This window comes from Streptomyces sp. NPDC047002 (assembly GCF_040704505.1).
Lineage (GTDB): Bacteria > Actinomycetota > Actinomycetes > Streptomycetales > Streptomycetaceae > Streptomyces.
In genome coordinates this window covers 102,276-120,024 of sequence record NZ_JBEYWC010000014.1, presented here as the reverse complement: position 1 = coordinate 120,024, position 17,749 = coordinate 102,276, and the positions used below count along the sequence as shown (strand labels likewise).

Annotated in this window: 18 protein-coding genes, 1 tRNA gene and 1 pseudogene; 10 read left to right on the top strand and 10 right to left on the bottom strand. The window is 74.0% G+C overall.

Annotation, left to right across the window (positions count from 1 at the left end):
• Positions 1–1,120: 1,120 nt before the first annotated feature.
• The 3 genes from AB0910_RS16000 (at position 1,121) to AB0910_RS15990 (ending at position 3,148) form a co-directional block, all read left to right on the top strand.
• Complete coding sequence (locus AB0910_RS16000; protein WP_366745190.1) at positions 1,121–2,371, top strand: helix-turn-helix domain-containing protein; 1,251 nt, start codon at positions 1,121–1,123, stop codon at positions 2,369–2,371.
• A 10-nt stretch (positions 2,372–2,381) separates the two neighbouring features.
• Positions 2,382–2,984, top strand: coding sequence for an oligoribonuclease (orn, locus tag AB0910_RS15995; RefSeq protein ID WP_366745189.1), 603 nt, complete (start codon positions 2,382–2,384; stop codon positions 2,982–2,984).
• Positions 2,985–3,075: 91 nt separating this feature from the next.
• A tRNA-His gene (locus tag AB0910_RS15990) sits at positions 3,076–3,148 on the top strand.
• 682 nt (positions 3,149–3,830) lie between these two features.
• On the opposite strand, the gene AB0910_RS15985 is transcribed toward AB0910_RS15990, so the two are convergent.
• A complete protein-coding gene (locus AB0910_RS15985) occupies positions 3,831–4,358 on the bottom strand; it encodes a flavoprotein (protein WP_366745188.1) in 528 nt (175 codons plus the stop codon).
• Positions 4,359–4,476: 118 nt separating this feature from the next.
• On the opposite strand from AB0910_RS15985, the pseudogene AB0910_RS15980 reads away from it, so the two are divergent.
• Both AB0910_RS15980 and cutA read left to right on the top strand, forming a co-directional pair.
• Positions 4,477–4,902: pseudogene (locus tag AB0910_RS15980) on the top strand (helix-turn-helix transcriptional regulator); the annotation flags it as partial.
• A gap of 507 nt (positions 4,903–5,409) precedes the next feature.
• On the top strand, positions 5,410–5,739 hold the full coding sequence (gene cutA / locus AB0910_RS15975; protein ID WP_366745233.1) for a divalent-cation tolerance protein CutA: 330 nt from the start codon (positions 5,410–5,412) through the stop codon (positions 5,737–5,739).
• Between the two features lie 78 nt (positions 5,740–5,817).
• Here the strand turns inward: cutA and AB0910_RS15970 are convergent, their stop codons facing one another.
• Complete coding sequence (locus AB0910_RS15970; protein ID WP_366745187.1) at positions 5,818–6,408, bottom strand: hypothetical protein; 591 nt, start codon at positions 6,406–6,408, stop codon at positions 5,818–5,820.
• 220 nt (positions 6,409–6,628) lie between these two features.
• Between AB0910_RS15970 and AB0910_RS15965 the strand changes: the two genes are divergently transcribed.
• On the top strand, positions 6,629–7,126 hold the full coding sequence (locus AB0910_RS15965) for a hypothetical protein (RefSeq protein WP_366745186.1): 498 nt from the start codon (positions 6,629–6,631) through the stop codon (positions 7,124–7,126).
• 68 nt (positions 7,127–7,194) lie between these two features.
• Positions 7,195–7,551: an ANTAR domain-containing protein gene (locus AB0910_RS15960; protein ID WP_366745185.1), complete on the top strand. Its 357-nt coding sequence runs from the start codon at positions 7,195–7,197 to the stop codon at positions 7,549–7,551.
• Between the two features lie 21 nt (positions 7,552–7,572).
• Here the strand turns inward: AB0910_RS15960 and AB0910_RS15955 are convergent, their stop codons facing one another.
• A complete protein-coding gene (locus tag AB0910_RS15955) occupies positions 7,573–8,724 on the bottom strand; it encodes an aromatic acid exporter family protein (RefSeq protein ID WP_366745184.1) in 1,152 nt (383 codons plus the stop codon).
• 539 nt (positions 8,725–9,263) lie between these two features.
• Here AB0910_RS15955 and AB0910_RS15950 point away from each other — a divergent pair.
• Both AB0910_RS15950 and AB0910_RS15945 read left to right on the top strand, forming a co-directional pair.
• Positions 9,264–9,518 (top strand): CDGSH iron-sulfur domain-containing protein, encoded by a 255-nt coding sequence (locus tag AB0910_RS15950; RefSeq protein WP_366745183.1) that lies wholly within the window; start codon positions 9,264–9,266, stop codon positions 9,516–9,518.
• Positions 9,515–10,531 carry an iron-containing redox enzyme family protein gene (locus AB0910_RS15945; protein ID WP_366745182.1) on the top strand — a complete coding sequence of 339 codons (1,017 nt, stop codon included), beginning with the start codon at positions 9,515–9,517 and terminating at the stop codon, positions 10,529–10,531. Before AB0910_RS15950 ends, AB0910_RS15945 begins: the two co-directional genes overlap by 4 nt.
• Before the next feature lie 87 nt (positions 10,532–10,618).
• Here AB0910_RS15945 and AB0910_RS15940 read toward each other — a convergent pair whose 3' ends face one another.
• From AB0910_RS15940 to AB0910_RS15930, 3 genes are all read right to left on the bottom strand, one after another.
• Positions 10,619–12,238, bottom strand: a complete 1,620-nt coding sequence (locus AB0910_RS15940; protein ID WP_366745181.1) for an NAD(P)/FAD-dependent oxidoreductase — start codon at positions 12,236–12,238, stop codon at positions 10,619–10,621.
• A gap of 61 nt (positions 12,239–12,299) precedes the next feature.
• Entirely contained in the window at positions 12,300–12,755 is a 456-nt protein-coding gene (locus AB0910_RS15935) for an SRPBCC family protein (RefSeq protein ID WP_366745180.1), read from the bottom strand.
• A gap of 104 nt (positions 12,756–12,859) precedes the next feature.
• Positions 12,860–13,231: a VOC family protein gene (locus AB0910_RS15930; protein ID WP_366745179.1), complete on the bottom strand. Its 372-nt coding sequence runs from the start codon at positions 13,229–13,231 to the stop codon at positions 12,860–12,862.
• A 78-nt stretch (positions 13,232–13,309) separates the two neighbouring features.
• On the opposite strand from AB0910_RS15930, the gene AB0910_RS15925 reads away from it, so the two are divergent.
• A complete protein-coding gene (locus AB0910_RS15925) occupies positions 13,310–13,771 on the top strand; it encodes a MarR family transcriptional regulator (protein ID WP_366745178.1) in 462 nt (153 codons plus the stop codon).
• A gap of 85 nt (positions 13,772–13,856) precedes the next feature.
• Here the strand turns inward: AB0910_RS15925 and AB0910_RS15920 are convergent, their stop codons facing one another.
• From AB0910_RS15920 to AB0910_RS15905, 4 genes are read right to left on the bottom strand one after another with little or no spacing between them, the layout of a single operon-like run.
• Positions 13,857–14,030: a DUF6126 family protein gene (locus AB0910_RS15920; protein WP_366745177.1), complete on the bottom strand. Its 174-nt coding sequence runs from the start codon at positions 14,028–14,030 to the stop codon at positions 13,857–13,859.
• A gap of 59 nt (positions 14,031–14,089) precedes the next feature.
• Entirely contained in the window at positions 14,090–15,592 is a 1,503-nt protein-coding gene (locus AB0910_RS15915) for an NADH-quinone oxidoreductase subunit C (protein ID WP_366745176.1), read from the bottom strand.
• A gap of 2 nt (positions 15,593–15,594) precedes the next feature.
• The gene (locus AB0910_RS15910) at positions 15,595–17,088 is read right to left on the bottom strand and encodes a proton-conducting transporter membrane subunit (RefSeq protein ID WP_366745175.1); all 1,494 of its coding nucleotides are present in this window, start codon (positions 17,086–17,088) and stop codon (positions 15,595–15,597) included.
• Entirely contained in the window at positions 17,088–17,747 is a 660-nt protein-coding gene (locus AB0910_RS15905; RefSeq protein WP_366745174.1) for a hypothetical protein, read from the bottom strand. The genes AB0910_RS15910 and AB0910_RS15905 overlap by 1 nt, the downstream gene beginning before the upstream one ends.
• Between the last annotated feature and the right edge of the window lie 2 nt (positions 17,748–17,749).

Genomic DNA, 17,749 nt, shown 5'->3' with positions numbered 1-17,749 from the left:
CATGCACGAGCGGACGGCGCAGCGCAATGCTCGATGGCGAGTACATCCGGCCACGGGGCGCCCGCGGGCGCCCACGCGGGGGCGTGCGGCGCGCGTACGGGGAGGCGGCCGTGCGCGCGGGGCCACGGGCGGTCGCCGGACGGCGGCTGGGCGGTGGCGGGGCGCGGTCACCGCGGGTGGTGCACAGGCAGGTGGTGACCGTACGTAGTCACGGCCGGTGACGCGCTCGGGGGCGGCGGTGCGGGCCGGGGGCGGCCCCCTCTCGGCGGGTGCTTGCACGAGGGCGGGGTGCACGGGCCTCACGGCGCGCCGGCGCCGTGCCGCGCGGTGCCGACCCGGATGCCGCGCGGTGCCGACCCGGATGCCGCGCGATGCCGACCCGTACCGCACGCCGCCCGGTCGTGCCGGGCGCCGTGCCGCGCGGTGCCGGCGGTGCCACGGGTGGCCCGTACCGCTCCAGGGGCCACGGCGGGACGCCTCCGGGCGGGGTGCCGTGTGCCAAGATCCCCGCCGCGGCCGGATGCGGGCGGCTCCCGGGCCCCTGCGTCCACCCGACCGCCCGGCCGACCAACCGGCTGAACGCACAGAGCCCTGTGGGCCCGCCGGACGCGCGCCCCGGCGGACGGTGCACGCCCCGGCGCACGGGGGCGCACACGGGGTCACGCAGCGGCTCATCAATGCATGGGGGCTCACAAACGTTTCCCGCACGCGCTTCTGGAGATTGAGCAGTTCACACGGACCTTCCCATCTCTTTTCGGCCAACTTCACGCTCCTCCTGAACCCTTGGCGAAATCCTTCGCCAACCCCCTTGCGACCAGGCACGAGACTCTTTCCGTTCGCCAATCCCGCCCATCGGGACGGGCCGTGGGCGGGAGGCGTACTTCCCTGCACGGCCCGCGAGTGGAACGCTTCGTGATCGAATGCTTCACGCCAAGTTGCCTTGTCGACATAACGCCGGGTGCGGAACTGGTCACGGCGGCACCACGGGACCCAGTAGATTCGATCATGAGCATCGAAGGCCGGGGACCCGTGCAAAACCGAGGGGAATCGTGCAGGAGCGAGCAGGCCGACAAGAACGGCAAGAACGGGGAGACGCGAACACCGAGGGGGGCTTAGCGCCATGAGCCAGGACTCCACCGCCACACAGGAGTCAGTACGGAAGCTTTCCGGGCGTCGCCGCCGGGAGGTCGTCGCAGTGCTGCTGTTCAGCGGCGGTCCCATCTTCGAGAGCTCCATTCCGCTCTCGGTGTTCGGCATCGACCGGCAGGACGCCGGCGTGCCCCGCTACCGCCTGCTGGTCTGCGCGGGCGAGGAGGGCCCCCTGCGGACCACGGGCGGCCTCGAACTGTCCGCGCCGTACGGCCTCGACGCCATCGGCAGGGCGGGCACGGTCGTCGTGCCCGCCTGGCGCTCGATCACCGCGCCGCCGCCGCTTGAGGCGCTGGAGGCGCTGCGCAGGGCGCACGAGGAGGGCGCGCGGATCGTCGGCCTGTGCACGGGCGCGTTCGTGCTGGCCGCGGCGGGCCTGCTGGACGGCCGCCCGGCCACCACGCACTGGATGTACGCGCCGACGCTGGCCAAGCGGTACCCGTCGGTCCATGTGGACCCGCGGGAGCTGTTCGTCGACGACGGCGATGTCCTCACCTCCGCGGGCACGGCGGCCGGAATCGACCTGTGTCTCCATATAGTCCGCACGGACCACGGTTCCGAGGCCGCGGGGGCGCTCGCGCGCAGGCTCGTCGTACCGCCGCGCAGGAGTGGGGGCCAGGAGCGCTACCTGGACAGGTCTTTACCTGAGGAGATCGGCTCCGACCCGCTCGCCGAGGTCGTCGCCTGGGCGCTCGAGCACCTGCACGAGCAGTTCGACGTGGAGACGCTCGCGGCGCGCGCGTACATGAGCCGCAGGACCTTCGACCGGCGGTTCAGGTCGCTCACCGGCAGCGCGCCGCTCCAGTGGCTGATCACCCAGCGGGTGCTCCAGGCGCAGCGGCTGCTCGAGACGTCCGACTACTCGGTCGACGAGGTCGCGAACCGCTGCGGCTTCCGCTCCCCGGTGGCGCTGCGCGGCCACTTCAGGCGGCAGCTCGGCTCGTCGCCCGCCGCGTACCGCTCCGCCTACCGGGCGCGGCGGCCGCAGGGCGAGGCGCCGGAGCCGCGGGCCGTGACGGCCGCGGGCTCGGGTCAGGGACCGATGGATCCGGGCGTACCGCAGCAGGCCCGGCGCCCCGGCGCCGGACAGAACGGGTCCGGCGCGCCGGCCGCGGGGGCCGTCGGGCCCGGGGCCGGGCCCGACGGGGAGAGACCGGGCCAGGACGTCTTCGCCGGGGGCTCGGGACGGCCGGGCCTGCCCGGACAGCGGAGCGCGCCGTAGGGTAAGGCGCATGAACGATCGAATGGTGTGGATCGACTGCGAGATGACCGGGCTCTCGCTGGCGAACGACGCACTCGTCGAGGTGGCCGCGCTGGTCACCGACTCGGAGCTGAACGTGCTCGGCGAAGGGGTGGACGTCGTGGTCCGCCCGCCGGACGGGGCCCTGGAGACGATGCCCGAGGTGGTGCGCACCATGCACACCGCCTCGGGCCTCCTCGACGAGCTCGTGGCGGGCACGACCCTCGCGGACGCCGAGGCCCAGGTCCTCGCGTACATCCGCGAGCACGTCAAGGAGCCCGGCAAGGCGCCGCTGTGCGGCAACTCCGTCGGCACGGACCGCGGCTTCCTCGCCCGGGACATGCCCGACCTGGAGGGCTACCTGCACTACCGGATCGTCGATGTCTCCTCGGTCAAGGAACTGGCGCGCCGCTGGTACCCGAGGGCGTACTTCAACAGTCCGGAGAAGAACGGCAACCACCGGGCGCTCGCCGACATCCGCGAGTCCATCGCGGAGCTGCGCTACTACCGCGAGACCGTCTTCGTCCCGGCCCCCGGCCCGGACTCCGACACGGCGAAGCGGATCGCCGCGAAGCACGTCGTACACCCCGCCTGAGCACCCCGCGGCGCCCCCGCACCACGGCGGCGCGAGCACCCCCGCGGACCCTGTACACTTTTTCTCGGCCGGTCGGAAACGACCGGTCGTGGTGGGTGTAGCTCAGATGGTAGAGCACCTGGTTGTGGTCCAGGATGTCGCGGGTTCGAGTCCCGTCACTCACCCTTGGTGAAGAGGCCCTCAGCCTGTGGAAACGCAGGAGGGGGCCTCTTTCGTCGTGTCTGTGGCCGCATCGGTGACCACACAGGATCTTGAGAAGGGCTCTGTCTTCCATGCATGGCGAGCCTCCGTAAGCGCGTCCGCAAGGACGGCACCACCGCACATCAGGTCTGCTGGCGCGAGGGCGGCTCCAGGGACACCGCTCCTCACTCCGAGGTCTTCGACTCCCAGCTCCGAGCCTGGGCCGACGCTCCCAGGGCCCCGTCGCCGTGGCCAAGCCGAAGATCTCCCTCGCGCACCTGATCGCCGCCGCCGAGAAGGACCCGAGTGCCGCCCATGGCCACACGACCTACCCCGGACGGCGTGAAGCCCGTATAGGGCGCCCTCCAGAAGCTCGGCTACCTGGGCGCGGCCTACTCCCAGGACGGCTCCCTCACGATCGACGGGTACTCCGCCTGGCAGAAGGCCCACTCCAAGGCCCACAACCTCGGCTGGACGGGGACCGACGTCGACGGCATCCCCGGTGCCACGTCCTGAAGGCCCTCGCGGCCAAGGTCGGCACCTTCACCGAGGCCACGTAACGGCCTGGCCCCTCAACCTGGCAGGACATCGAACGGCCCCTCGTCTCCCCGGTGGAAGCGAGGGGCCGTTTTCGCGTTCCAGGCCACTCCGGCCGACCTGCTCACCTCACAGGCTGCCGACGGCGTCCAGCGCCACGGCCCAGGGATACGGATGCTTCTCGCCCGGCGCGTTCGGTACGAACCCGCCCTCTCCGTACAGCACTCGAACTCCGACCGCACGTAGTTCATCGAGGCTCCGAGCGAACTGCGGGTGCTGCGCGTAGGCCGCGTTCACGCACGGCATCGTCACCATCGGGATGCCCTTGCCGATCCCCTCGGCGACGACGCCGACGACGAACTTCGATGTCAGGCCGAGAGCCCACTCGTTGATCGTGTTCAGGGTCGCGGGCGCAACGAGGATCGCGTCAGCAGGCGGCCACGCGTCGGGCTGGCCGGGCAGCTTGTACTCGGACCTCACCGGTCCACCGGTGAGCCGCTCCAACTCGCTGATCTGTGCGTCGAGCCACCGCGCCGCCGTCGGTGTCAGACCGAGGCGTACATCCCAACCACGGGCCTGCGCTTCCCCGATGACCTGGGCGACATCGTGGACAGGCGGCGCCGCAGAGCCGAACAGGTACAGCATGCGAGAGGTCATGGCCCCATCCGACCACACACCGAACTGCCCCTGGTCCGTACAGATCAGGGGCAGTTCGGTTCCGGGCCTCAGGCGGCGCGGTATGTTCCAGATGTCGAGTCAGGAACGGAGAACCAGTATGCCCAACCTTGACGACGAGCACACGGGCACCAGGATCAGGGACCAACGGAAACTGGCCCGGCTCACGCAACGCGCCCTGGCCGACCGCCTCCCCTACTCGTACAGTCTGCTCAACCAGGTCGAATGCGGCGCCCGGCCCGCCACGGCAGACTTCGTCGCCGCCGTCGCCCGCGTCTTGCAGATAGACGTCACGGCCCTTACAGGACAGCCCTACGTGACCGAATTGCAGCAGGACAGGCTCGCCGAGCTTGTACGCCCGATCCGCGAGGCCCTCGACCTGTACGATCTCGGCGCCGACCCGGACCTGACCGTCCGCAGTTCGGACGAGCTGATGGTGGCGGCGGACCAGCTGTGTAAGCAGATCCGCGCCACCCACCTGCGCAAGGCGGCGCTCACCCTGCCCCACGTGATCGCCGAGTTGACCGCTCGTGCGAGATCTGCGAGGAGTCCCGTACGACGTACGCGGGCAGCGTCGAGCGCGCCTCGACCGTGCGTGTCCTGCGGGCCTGTGCCCGGCACCTGGGCACCGTCGAGGCCCAGGCCCGCACAGCCGGGGATCAGGAGGAGGCGCTCCTCCGGACGGCGACGAGGAGCCGCCCCGGGCGCAAGCCGCCCGCCTTCTGAGCTGCTCCGGTTGGCGGGAGCCCCCGCTCGTCACGTTCGCCGACAGGAGCCTCTGGGAGGGCCCCGATCGTCCGAGAACGATCGGGGCCCTCCCCCACGTCGGCCACTCAGGTTGGAGGGATTTCCTCAGGCTCCCTCCGTCCGAGACGTACACGGCGTTTGCGTCTGCTCAGCAGTATTCCCATGTCATCGTCCATGTCGGGGACCACTTGACGAACGATGTACAACCCGCTCACGGCGCAGGACGGTTGACAGCCCATCTGTGCCGGTCCCCGCCCTGGAGTGCCGGCGGATAGGCTCGCGCGGCATGACTGACTTCGTCCAAGTGTCCACTGCTACCGAAACCCGGGACCAGGCCGTCCGACTCGCCCGGTCCGTCGTACGGCGGCGTCTTGCGGCGGGAGCCCAGATCATCGGCCCCGTGACGTCGGTGTTCTGGCACCTCGGGGAGTTCGGCACCGGGGAGGAGTGGCAACTCCTCCTCAAGACTCGTGCCGACCGGTACCCGGCGCTCGAAGCCCATCTGCTCGAACACCACCCGTGGGACAGTCCCGAGGTGTCCGCCGTGCCGATCGTCGCGGGCGCGGAGGGGTGCCTTCGCTGGGTGGAGGAGGCCACGGAGCCCGAGGCCGGGTAGATCAGGTTTTCGCTCGCCCCCCTTCGGTCTGGCTCAGCCGGGCGTCGGCCGGCCACGAGCGACGCAGCGCCTCGTCTCTCAGGGGCAGGTCTCGCTGAGCTTCACCGCCCCGAAGTCGAGCTCTGTTTCCGTGGAGGCGTGCTTGCCCGGCTCAACGTTCTGGCTGCACACCTTCCAGTCGCGGTCGAGGATCTGGAAACGGCCGGCTCCAGTGCTGTCGTGCGATCTCAGCAGGAAGAATCCGGCGGCCTGTGCCTTGTCCTGTGCCGCCTGCAGTCCCATGCCGACGAAGCTGGGCACTGCGGTGGAGTCCGAGGCCGTGTCGGCCTCGGCTGCTTTCGACCGCATGGTCCTCGTCGCTGTGGCCGTCACCGTCACGGTGGGGACCGCAGCGGCCGCCCGGGCAGCGGGTCGGTCCGTGACGGTCGCGGTGGCCGTGACGGTCGGCGCAGGCTTTGCGTCCGCGGCAGTCGTCGTGCTGTCACCGTTTCCCGACGTCCCGATGGCCACGCCGATGAAGAACAGCAGCGCCGCACCCGGGATGACGAAGCGCTTGCGGGTCCAGCCGGGCCGACGACCGTAGTCACGCGGCTCCTTGGGATCGGGCTGCCGCCCCCACGGGGCAGGGCTGTCCGGCGCTGACGACGGTGATTGTTCTCCCCAGGTCATGCAATCCCCCCACATAGATGAAGAAGGCGACCTTAACGCCCGGCTCGGACAGCGGGTGCCGGGAAGAACCCGGTCGTGTTCCATCCGTGACCGAGCAGTGCGGCTGAGTGGTCCCGGGGCTGCGCGGCCCCACGTGTACGGGGCCGCGCGGCGTGGTCCGGGTGGGTCGTTGTGGAGGTGGTGGGGTGTGGGGGTGCGGGGGTGGGGGGAGCTGAGGGGCATGGGAGACGTGGGAGAAGGCGGAGACGGGCCGGATCTGGCGCATCGGCGGCCCGCGCAGGTGGGGGACGGGACCGTGCGGGCGCTCGGCGCGCTCTCGCGTGCGCTGGAGACGGTGGAGCGTGCGCGGGGGCATCTGTACGCGTTCCACCAGCTGACGGGCGGCGCGGACCTCGCGCTCGACGAGGCGGTGGAGCTGCTGCGCGAGGCGGGGCACGGGGAGTGGGCGGAGCGGGTGCAGCGGGAGATCGTGGGGCGCAACGTCATCCCGGGGCACTGGACGTTCCAGATCGTGGAGGCGTACAACCGCACGTACTACGAGCCGTTCAGGGGCCTCGAACGCGAGGCCGTCGCCGATCTCGCCGACGGGCGGGACCACCTGTACGAGGCCGAGATGAAGGAGGCCCGGCGCACGCGGGGCCATCCGCAGCACACCGCGCGGCCTGACAGCGACACGGATGGTGGCACGGACGGTGCGGGTGGTGCGGAAGCGGGGTGAGGGGGCTCCCCCGGTCGGCGGGGTGGTTCGAGTTGGCACTCTGCGCCGGGGCGGGGAGGGTGGATGGCGTGGACACGTACTCCCTTCGGCGGACGCCGCCGCCGGCCGACGCGGCGGGTGAGCCGTGTGCCGCCACCGTACGGGCGCTTGAGGAGCAGGTCGCGCAGCTCCAGCAGGCCGTGCGCTCGCACGCCCGGGTGGACCAGGCCATCGGCGTCCTCGTCGCGGCGGGCCGGATCAGCCCCGAGGAGGGCTGGGACGTGCTGCGTGAGGTCTCGATGCACACCAACATCAAGCTCCGGGTCCTCGCCGGCCTGGTGGTCGAGGGCGCGCGTACGGGCCGCTGCGACGAGCGGGTCGCCCGGGCGCTCCGCGCGAGGCTGCGCGGGCGCGCGGCAGGCCGGGCCGGGGGTGCCGGGACCTGACCCGGCCGGGGGCCGCGCGGCTCAGTCGCGCCCGGCGCGCGGGGCCTCCTCGGCGCTGCCAGCGGCCACCAGGGACAGCAGCAGCCGGGTCTCGGTCAGCAGGCCGCCGCAGACCGCGGCGGCCTGGCCCGGCCTGCGCGGCAGGTCCTCGGCGAGCGAGTCGAGGACGGACCAGGCCTCGTGCGCCGTCTCGTCGTCGGGGGCCGCTTCCGCGGGTTCCTGAAGGGCGTCGGCCCGGGCCGCGCACAGGGTGGAGACGTGCCCGGCGAGGACCGCGTACCGCTTGAGGAAGTCGGGGGGCAGCCAGGCGAGGGCGCGCGGCTCGCCCGTCGCGTTCACCAGGATGCGTACGGCGGCGGCGAGGTGGCCCACCGCGGCCCGCCAGCGCGCGTCCTCCTCCGGGGGCGGCGGCGGGGGCCCCGGCCTGCGGCGCAGCCGCCTGCCCGGGTTGACGCGGAGGCTCTCCGTGGTCCACTGCCGGGCCTCGTCCACCGCGCCGAGCAGCGCCTCGACGCGCCGTACGCGGTCCCTCGCCCGGTCCGCGTCGTAGTCGGGCCCGTGCTCCGCGATGTCGTCGGAGACGAAACCGAGCAGGTCGGCGCACTCGCGGGCGAGGCGCTCCATCCGGTCGCGCACGTTGCGCAGGTGGACCGGGGGCAGGACGAACGCGTTGACGCCGATGCCGATCACCGCGCCGATCGCGGTCTCCGCGAGGCGGTAGCCGAGCGCGGGCAGCGAGTACGCGCCGTAGGTGATGACGAAGAGGGCCGTCGTCGCCCCGTAGATGCCCTGCCGGCCCAGGCGGCGGTAGGTGCCGGCGAGGACGAGGAAGGGGAGCGCGAGCGCCATCGCGCCCAGGGTGTTGCCGTCGGTGAGGGCCATGGCCGCGGACGCGGCGACCGCGCCCACCGCGATGACGGCGAACTGCTGGAGCCCGGACCGTACGGAGCGGTACACCGTCGCGTCGACCAGCGCGATCGCCGTCCAGGGCGCCATCAGGGCGAGCGGCGCCCTGAAGGCCCAGCCGACCAGCGCCCAGGCGAGCACGGCGGCCCCGGCCGCCTTGAGCGACTGCACCGCGGAGTCCCGCTCGGGCCCGGGGTGCGCGACGGCGTAGCGTGCGGTCCTGCCGACCGCGGCCGCCTCCCATGTGATCCACCGGCCGACCGCCACCGTTCCTCCGTTCCCCGTGTGCCGTGCCTCGGCATCGTTGCCCGTGCCCCGTTGTCTCGCGCCGTGCCCCGTTGCGTGCCGCCGCTCCCCGGCCGGCCGGAACAGCGGGCACGGTGCGAGTGGCCGCGTCGCAGGGCCCGTAACGCACCGGGCCACGTGGCGTCCGTCACCGGTACGGGCAGGCCGCCGCCCGCGCCCCGGCCCCCGCGGGGTACTCGACGGGCGAGGCCATGCACGGCACCGACTACCCGGACCTCGACGCGACACCCGAGGCGGTGGCGTCGACGACCGCCGCGCTCGCCTCGGGCGCCGTCCATCTCGCCGGCCTGCTCAGGGGCGCGCCGTACCCCCCGGTCCGAGGCGGGCGCGCGCCGGGGTTCACACCGCGGTGCGGGACGGCCGTGCCGCGCACGGCGAGGTGTGGTGGACGCGGCAGTGGGCACTCGGCAACACACCGATCACCCAGGGTCGAGAAGCGCCGCGCCCGGAGGCGTACGGCCGCCGGCCGAGGGCCGAAGATCCCTTTCGGAGGTACTTCCATGAACCCGTCCCCCGATCCCGCGCGCCGGGTCACGCTCGAACCGGGCGGACCGCTGCTCCTGGAGGGACCCGTCGACGTCGCGGTCGGCGACGACACCGTCGCACACTCCGACCGCCCCGTCGTCGCGGTGTGCACCTGCCGGCGCAGCCGCCGCTACCCGTGGTGCGACACCAGCCACCGCCGCCGCGCCCGGCGGCCGGGCGGCGGGCAGCGGGACGGCCGGGAGCAGGCCGCGGACGGCGGCGCGGCGTGACCGCCCCGTACGCGGCGGGTGCGCCGCGGCTGCCCGAGCCGAGAGGGCCGCTGTCGGCCGCGGTGACCGGGCTGCTGGCGCGGGGCGGCGAGCTGCCTCGGGACGGCTGCGCGGGGGCCGCGGCCGCCGACCCGTACGGCGAGGACCTCCAGCTCGCCCTGTACGTGCTCTACGAGCTGCACTACCGGGGCTTCGCGGGCGTCGACGACGCGTACGAGTGGGCGCCGGAGCCGCTGCGGCTGCGCGCCGCCATGGAGCGGGTCTTCCTCGACGCGCTGCGGGACGGGGCGGCCCAGCGGCTGCCCGCCTCCTCGGTGGAGGAGGCGATGGCGGAGCTGCTGGTGGAGCCGGTCGGGGACGACGGGACCAGTGTCAGCCACCATCTGGCCCGTGCGGGCACGCTCGACCAGCTGCGCGAGCACGCGGCGCTGCGGTCCGTCTACCACCTCAAGGAGGCCGACCCGCACCTGTGGGCGATCCCCCGCCTGCGGGGCCGGGCGAAGGCCGGGATGGTGGCGGTCGAGTACGACGAGTACGGTGCGGGCCGCGCGGACGAGATGCACCAGTGCCTGTTCGCCGACCTGATGGCCGACCTCGGGCTCGACACCGCGTACGGGCGCTATCTGGACGCGTGCCCGGCCGAGATGCTCGCCGTGGCCAACCTGATGTCCCTGCTGGGGCTGCACCGGGCGCTGCGGGGTGCGCTCGTGGGCCACTACGCGACCATCGAGGTCACCTCCTCCCCCGGTTCGCGCCGCCTCGCGCAGGCGATGCGGCGGGTGGGCGCGGGCCCCGCCGCGGTGCGCTTCCACGACGAGCACGTGGAGGCCGACGCGGTGCACGAGCAGCTGATGCGGCACGAGGTGGTCGGCGGCCTGCTCGCCGAGGAACCCGACCTGGAGAAGGACGTGCTCCTCGGCGTCGGCGCCACGCTCCTGCTGGAGGACCGCTTCTCCGCCCTGCTCCTCGGCGCGTGGCGCGCGGGCCGCAGCGCGCTGCGGGTGCCGCTGTAGCGGCGGGTGGGCTGCCGTGGGCGGAGGCCGCCGCCGTGCGGCCCGCTCGGTGCGGCCCGCCGGGTTCGGCCCCTCAGCACGGTCCGCTCAGTGCGGGCCACGGCTCCTGCCGCCGAGGCGGCGCTGCGCGCCCGACAGTACGCGGCGACCCAACGCCCGCGCGTGCAGGGCGGCTTGGGCCGCGTTGGCACCCGGCGCTCCGTGCACACCGCCGCCGGGGTGCGCGGAGGCCGAGGCGAGGTAGAGGCCGGGCACCGGGGTCTCGGGGCGGCCCGCGCCCGGGACGGGGCGGAAGACGAGCTGCTGGTGGAGGTTGGTGGTGCCGCCGTTGATGGCGCCGCCGTGCAGATTCGGGTCGAGCTCCTGGAGCGTGTGCGGGGTGAGGACGCGGCGCGCCCCGATGCGGCGGCGGAAGCCCGGCGCGTACCGCTCGACCTGTTCCTCCACCCGGTCGGCCATGGCGTCCGCCTCCCGCTCGTCCCACGCGCCGGTCACTCCTGCGCCCCCCGCGTCGCCGGTGATGCGGTGGGGGACGTGGGTGTACGCCCAGGCGGATTCGGTGCCGCGCGGGGAGCGCGCCGGGTCGGCCGTGGTCATCTGCCCCATGAGGGCGAAGGGGCGGTCGGGCACCTGCTTCATCGCGATCTGGGCGGCGAAGCGCGTGAGTTCGTCCACGCCTTCGGCCAGGTGCACGGTGCCCGCGCCCGCCGCGGGTGGCGCGCTCCACGGCACCGGCGCGTCGAGCGCCCAGTCGACCTTGAAGGTCGCGAAGTCCCACTGGAAGCGCCGCAGGTCGGCGAAAATACCGGGTGGCACATGGGCCCGGTCGAGCAGACGCGTGTACAGGTCGGGCGCGCTGACGTCCGCGAGCACGGCCCTGCGGGCGGGCACGGCGTCGCCGTCGGCGGTCCGCACGCCCACCGCGCGGCCCCCGCGCACCACCACCTCCGCGACGGGCGCCGCGCGGTGCAGCACGCCACCGCGCCGTACGAACCTGCGGACCAGCGCCTCGATCAGCGCGCTCGACCCGCCCGCCGGCACGGGGAAGCCGTGGGTCTGGCCCAGCATGGACATGAGCCAGCCGAAGCCGCCGCTGCCCGCGGCCTCCGGGGAGAGGTCCGCGTGCAGCGCGTTGCCCGCGAGCAGCAGCCGCCCGCCCTCCCCCTCGAACTCCTCCTCGCCGAAGCGGCGGGTGGGCAGCAGCATCCGCCGGGCGAAGCGCAGGCCGCCCGCGGCACGCAGCCGCGCCGCCAGCCTGGCCCCGGCCAGTACCGGCGGGAACGGGGCGAAGAGGGTGGCCATGAGGTCGTGTTCCAGGCCGTCCCACAGCTCGCACAGCGCGAGCCAGGCGTCGCCGTCGCCCGGCGCGAACGACGCGAGCGCCTCCGCGGTGACCCGGCGGTCCCGGTCGAGCACGGCGCACCGGCCGTCGAGGAGCGGGTGCGCGAGGACGTGCGGGGCGTGGCGCCAGCCGAGCCCCTCGCGTTCCAGGCCGAGCGCGGCGATCACCGGCGACGCGGCGGCCAGCGGGTAGAAGGCGCTGAACACGTCGCTGACGTAGTCGGGGTGGACGCCGCGGTCGCTGCGCACGGCGCCGCCCGGCTGGTCGCGCGCCTCGAAGATCTCGACGCTCCACCCGGCGTCCACCAGCAGGTTTCCCGCCACGAGGCCGTTGGGGCCCGCGCCGATGACAACGGCGTCCGTCATGTACGCCTCCTTGCCGTGTGCCGTGCGCTGCTCGCCGTACGCCCTGGGTGGCGACCCGGTTTCAGGCGTCGGCACCGCGGCGTACGGGCTCGGCCTCCGCGGCGCAGCCGAGCCTGTTCAGCATGTGGCGGTGCCTGAGCTGCACGAACCGGTCCACCAGACCGTTGTGGGCGCGTCCGCCGATGCCGCGCAGCGGGTGCTCGTCGAGGATGAGCAGGGTCCCGTCGCCCCAGTCGCGGATGTCGAAGGCGATGCGCGCGGTGCCGAGCGGACCGGCGTGCGCCTCCAGTTCGAGGATGCCGGGCGGCTCGTGGCGGCGCACGACGGTCGTGCCCTGGAACTCCTTGGTGCCGAGGCGCACCGTGTAGTGGAGGCTCGACCCGGTCTCGGGCCAGTCGCCGCCCGCCGGGGCGGACGACGCGGTCCCGACGACCCACTCGCCGAAGCGGCAGGGGTCGCTCAGGACGGCCCACACCGCGTCGCGCCCGCGGTCGATGTAGTGGTGGCGCAGTGCCATGCCGACTCCCGGATTCGTGAGGCTGGAGCGCCGGGTGCCCGTTTCGCGGCACGGCACACCCGGTGCGCGGCGGAGCCGGGCCCCGGGTGGAAGGGGGCGGGCCCTCAGCCCGCCTGGTGCGCGGTGAGCGCGTAGCCCTCGGGTCCCGCGAAGGAGAACATCGCGCCGAACGGGCTCTGGGTGACCGGGGTGAGGATCTCCACGCCGTTGGCGCTGAGCTGCTCGTGGAGGGCGTGTGCGTCGGGGGTGGAGAACCAGAGGGCGACGCCGAGCCCGGGGCGCCCCGCGTCCAGGTCGGTGCCGGGGAGCGGCTCGCGCACGGCCATCGGGCAGGGCTTGGTGTCGAAGACGACCGCGCCGGGCGGCGCGGCGGGGGTGCGGCGCAGGCCGAGGTTCTTCTCGCAGAACTCGGCGGCGGCCGCCACGTCGCGCACCTGGAGTGCGATGAAGTCGGGGCCGTCGATGGCGATGGGCATGGGGTCCTCCGCAGTTCAATGTCAGGACTTTGACATCTCCAACCTAGGACCGCCGCACGGAGATGTCAAAATATGGACATGCCAGAGAACGCAGGGCCCCCGCCGCCCCACCCCGCGCAGGACGTGTTCGGCCACCTCGGGTACCAGCTCAAACGCGCGCACGCCGCCCTTCGCGCGGCCATGGACCAGGCGCTGCGCGCGCACGGCCTGACCGTGCCGCAGTACTCCTGCCTCGAAGTGCTCGCCGCCCGGCCCGGCCTGTCCAACGCCGACCTCGCGCGCGCCACCTTCGTCAGCCGCCAGTCCATGAACGTCGTGCTGCGCGGCCTCCAGGACGCGGGGCTGCTCACGCGCCCCGCCACCGTGGAGACGGGGCGCGCGCGCCCTGCCACCCTCACGGGCGAGGGGCGCCGCCGCCTGCGCGCGGCCCAGGAGGCCGTCTACGCGATCGAGGCGCGCCTCGTCGGCGCCCTGCCCGAGGACAGCGTCCCCGGCCTGCTCGCGGACCTCGACCGGATGGCGCGTGCGCTCGCGGACTGACAGACGGCGCGGCCGCCGCGCGGAGGCGGCGGCGCCACCGCGGAACCACGAGAACCGGCGAGGCGCAGGGCCCGGCCCGCACGGGCTACTTGTGGGCGTGGCCGCCCACGTAGAAGAGCAGCCAGATGAAGCCGGCGAAGAGGTGGGTCACGCCGATGTAGAGGAACAGCCGCAGCAGGACGCCGCGTTCCTTCCACCGCTCCAGGTCGAACTCCTGGCGGCGCTTCTCCTTGCGGGCCGTGCGGCCGGCTCTGGTCATGGGGCTCCTCGCTGTCCTGTCCGCTCCGACGCCGGTGCGCCGCGCGGGAGGGCCGCCGGTCACAGGTCGTTGCCCGCGTAGGAGAGGTTGAAGCTCTTGTTGGTGAGGGGGAAGTCGGGGACGATCGTGTCGGCCAGCGCGACGGGCAGCGCGGGCCAGTTGAAGAAGGACGGGTCGACGGGCTTGACGCGCGTCAGCAGCCCGTCGGCGCCGAGTTCGACCCGGGTGGCGATCGTGCCGCGCCAGCCCTCCACCAGGCCGACGCCCGAGGCCCCGGGCCCGGTCGGCGCCCCGAGCGGCACAGTGGCGTCGCCCGTCCGCAGCCCCGCCGCCAGGTGCCGGGCGAGCACGACAGAGGCGGCGGCCTCCTCCGCGCGCACCCGGAAGCGTGCGAGTACGTCCCCGGTGAGGTGGACGGGGACGGACAGGGCGTCGCCGAGGTCGTGGAAGGGGTGAGAGAGGCGGGCGTCCGTGTCGAGGCCGCTCGCGCGGGCCACGTAGCCGAGGCAGCCGAGGTCGCGCGCGGCGGTGGGGGTGAGGCGCGCGGTGCCGGTGAAGCGGTCGCGGACCGTGGTGTGGCGCAGGGCGAGCGAGACGACCTCGGCGATGTCGGCGCCGACGGCCTCCAGGTCGGCGCCGTCCGGCAGCCGCCTGAGCCGCGCGCCGCCCGGCACGACACCGCCGCGCAGCAGCCGGTGCCCCGTCACGGAGTCGTTCAGGCGCAGGAGTTGCTCGCGGATGCGCAGGGCGTGCGCGTTGAGCACACCGTGCCCGACGTCGTTGCAGAGGGCGCCGATGTCGGTGACGTGGTTGTAGAGGCGTTCGAGTTCGAGGAGGAACGCCCGTGCGCGCTGGGCGCGTTCGGGTACGGCGGTGGCGGTGGCCTCCTCCACGGCGAGGCAGTACGCGAGGGCGTGCCCGACGGCCGTGTCCCCGCTGATCCGCTCGGCGAGGGGCAGGCCGCGCTCCGGTGTGCGGCCCTGGAAGAGGCGCTCGATGCCCTTGTGCACGTACCAGAGGCGGGCCTTGAGCTTGACGATGGTCTCGCCGACGACGGAGAAGCGGAAGTGGCCTGGCTCGATGAGCCCGGCGTGGACGGGGCCCACGGGGATCTCGTACACGCCGTCGCCCTCCACTTCGAGGAAGGGGAAGGGGCCCTCGGGCTCGGCGAAGGCGGGCGGGGGCGGCGCGTCGGGCCGCATCGGGTACCAGCCGCGCGGCCAGTGGTCGTGGCGTACCAGGCGGCGGGGCAGCGGATGGCCGACCGGTGTCACACCGTGCAGGTCGTGCATCTCCCGCTCGAAGCGGCCTGCGGGAAACGAGATCCCGGCCAGCGTGGGCAGGTGGGGCGCCTCGGGGTCGAGTCGCACATGGAGTTCCGTGCGGCCGCCGGCGGCGTCGTCGGCGAACAGGTGGACGACGCGCAGCGCGTCGGCGTCGTGGTGGGCGGCGACGAGGGCCAACCGGTGCCCCTGGCCGAGCAGTTCGCCCGCCCGGAAGACCAGCTTGTCGGCGCCGACGTCCTCGGAGGTCCTGATGTCCTGAAGGGGTGCGGGACGCATGCTCAGTGACCTCCGACGAGTGCGGCGGCGCGGTGGAGCAGGCCGGTCAGCGGCCCGGTGGTGACGCCGAGCGCCGCCGCGGCGGTCAGCCCGAGCACCAGGGGCGCGGCGGCGGCCGCCCCGATGCGGGCGGGGATCGCGGGCGTGCCGGGGCCCTGCGGGAGGGGGCCGAGCACCATCCGCCCGGTGCGCAGCGCGAGCGCCGCGAAGGCGACCAGCACGAGGAGCAGCGCGAGCGCGGTCGCCCAGGCCATGCCGCCGGCGAACCCGGCTCTGACGATGCCGAGTTCGGAGGCGAACAGGCTGAAAGGCGGCATGCCGAGCAGCGCGAGCACGGCCACGCCGAGCGCGGCGCCCACCGCGGGGGCGCGGGCCAGCAGGGCGCGCACCCGGCCGATGCGGGTGGTGCCGCGGAGCTGGAGCACATGGCCGGCCGAGCAGAACGCCACGGACTTGGCGAGGCCGTGGCCCGCGATGTGCAGCAGCACCGCGGTGATCGCGAGCGGGCTGCCCACCGCGGTCCCGAGGGCGATCAGGCCCATGTGCTCCATGCTGGAGTAGGCGAGCATCCGCTTGTAGTCGCGCTGGGCCTGGAGGAGGCACGCGGCGAGCGCGAGGGTGAGCAGGGCGGTGCCGCCGAGCACGAGCCGCACGAAGCCGGTGCCGAGCGCCGCGTCCGCGATCACCTTGTAGCGCAGGACGGCGGAGAAGGCGACGGACAGCAGGACCCCCGACATCAGTGCGGAGACGGGCGCGGGCGCCTGGCTGTGCGCGTCGGGCAGCCACGCGTGCAGCGGTACGAGGCCCGCTTTGGTGCCGAAGCCCAGCAGGACGAGGCCGATGCCGAGGCGGGTGACGCCGGGGTCGAGCCGGTCCGCGTGGGCGGCGAGCGTCGGCCAGTCGAGCGCCGCCGACTCGGAGAGGCCCGCCTGCCGGGCCGCGTAGAAGACCAGCACCGTGCCGAGCAGCGCCAGGGCGATCCCGGCCGAGCAGATCACCGTGTACTTCCAGGCCGCCTCGACGGACGCGCGGGTACGGCGGTGGCCGACGAGGAAGGCGGTGACGACGGTGGTGGCCTCCACCGCCACCCACAGGACGCCCAGGTTCTCCGCGAGGACGGCGGCGCTCATCGCGGCGACGAAGAGGTGGACGAGCTGCCAGTAGCGGCGCACGTCGCGCTCCTGCGCGCGGCCCGCGGCGCGCTCCGCCGCGAGGTGGGGCGGACCGGCGGCGCAGGCCAGGGTGGCGACGGCGCCCACCACGAGCAGCAGCCACACGGCGAGCGCGTCGGCGCGCAGCAGGTGCCCGTACGCGGTGGGCGCCGCGCCCCCGGGCCGCGCGGCGAGCAGCGCGCCGCAGGCCAGGACGGTGAGCGGCGAGAGCAGGCCGAGCCGTCCCGTGACCGGGCGGCGCGCGGGCAGCAGGTGGGCGCACGCGGTGAGCAGCGGCACCGCTACGGGCAGGGTGAGCAGCAGGTCGTCGGTGGTGCGTGTCATCAGTCCCGCAGCTCCCGCAGGTCGTCGATGTCGGTGCCGCCGAACGCGAGGCGCATCCGTCCGGTGAGCAGGTGCAGGACCAGCACGGCGAGCAGCAGGTCGAAGGAGATGCCGAGTTCGACGATGAGCGGCACCCCGGAGGTCGCGAGGAACGCGGTCATGGTGATGCCGTTGTCGAGGCTGAGGAACCCGACGGTCTGGGCCGCCGCGCGCCTGCGGGTGACCAGGGTGAAGAAGCCGATCAGGACGACGGCGAGGCCGACGGGCAGGGCCCTGGTCGCGGGGGTCGGGTCGAGCGCCACGAGCGGCCGGGCCGCGGCGTAGGCGAGCAGGGTGAGCACGGCGGCGGCCAGCAGGGACGCGGCCACGTTCACCAGGGGCCTGCCCTCCCTGCGCTGGCCGCCCGCGGCGAGCGCCCGCCACAGCAGCCGGGGCAGCACGACGGCGCGCAGCACACCGACGCCGAGGGCGACCACGACGAGGTCGGTGCGGTGGGCGTGCACGCCGAGCACCGCGCCGACCGCGGCGAGCGCCACGCCCTGGAGGGCGAACACCTTGACGATGGCGCCCAGTTGGCGGAACCACAGCACGAGGACCGCAGCCAGCAGGAAGCATCCGCAGGCCAGGTCGAGGAGTTGGGTGTACAGGGCGGTGGGCACGG

Coding starts and splice junctions, on each gene's coding strand:
- AB0910_RS15915 (WP_366745176.1), bottom strand. CDS start 15,592: ATGCGTCCCGCACCCCTTCAGGACATCAGGACCTCCGAGGACGTCGGC.
- AB0910_RS15950 (WP_366745183.1), top strand. CDS start 9,264: ATGAACCCGTCCCCCGATCCCGCGCGCCGGGTCACGCTCGAACCGGGC.
- AB0910_RS15935 (WP_366745180.1), bottom strand. CDS start 12,755: ATGGCACTGCGCCACCACTACATCGACCGCGGGCGCGACGCGGTGTGG.
- AB0910_RS16000 (WP_366745190.1), top strand. CDS start 1,121: ATGAGCCAGGACTCCACCGCCACACAGGAGTCAGTACGGAAGCTTTCC.
- cutA (WP_366745233.1), top strand. CDS start 5,410: ATGACTGACTTCGTCCAAGTGTCCACTGCTACCGAAACCCGGGACCAG.
- AB0910_RS15920 (WP_366745177.1), bottom strand. CDS start 14,030: ATGACCAGAGCCGGCCGCACGGCCCGCAAGGAGAAGCGCCGCCAGGAG.
- AB0910_RS15925 (WP_366745178.1), top strand. CDS start 13,310: ATGCCAGAGAACGCAGGGCCCCCGCCGCCCCACCCCGCGCAGGACGTG.
- AB0910_RS15985 (WP_366745188.1), bottom strand. CDS start 4,358: ATGACCTCTCGCATGCTGTACCTGTTCGGCTCTGCGGCGCCGCCTGTC.
- AB0910_RS15930 (WP_366745179.1), bottom strand. CDS start 13,231: ATGCCCATCGCCATCGACGGCCCCGACTTCATCGCACTCCAGGTGCGC.
- AB0910_RS15940 (WP_366745181.1), bottom strand. CDS start 12,238: ATGACGGACGCCGTTGTCATCGGCGCGGGCCCCAACGGCCTCGTGGCG.
- orn (WP_366745189.1), top strand. CDS start 2,382: ATGAACGATCGAATGGTGTGGATCGACTGCGAGATGACCGGGCTCTCG.
- AB0910_RS15970 (WP_366745187.1), bottom strand. CDS start 6,408: ATGACCTGGGGAGAACAATCACCGTCGTCAGCGCCGGACAGCCCTGCC.
- AB0910_RS15910 (WP_366745175.1), bottom strand. CDS start 17,088: ATGACACGCACCACCGACGACCTGCTGCTCACCCTGCCCGTAGCGGTG.
- AB0910_RS15965 (WP_366745186.1), top strand. CDS start 6,629: ATGGGAGACGTGGGAGAAGGCGGAGACGGGCCGGATCTGGCGCATCGG.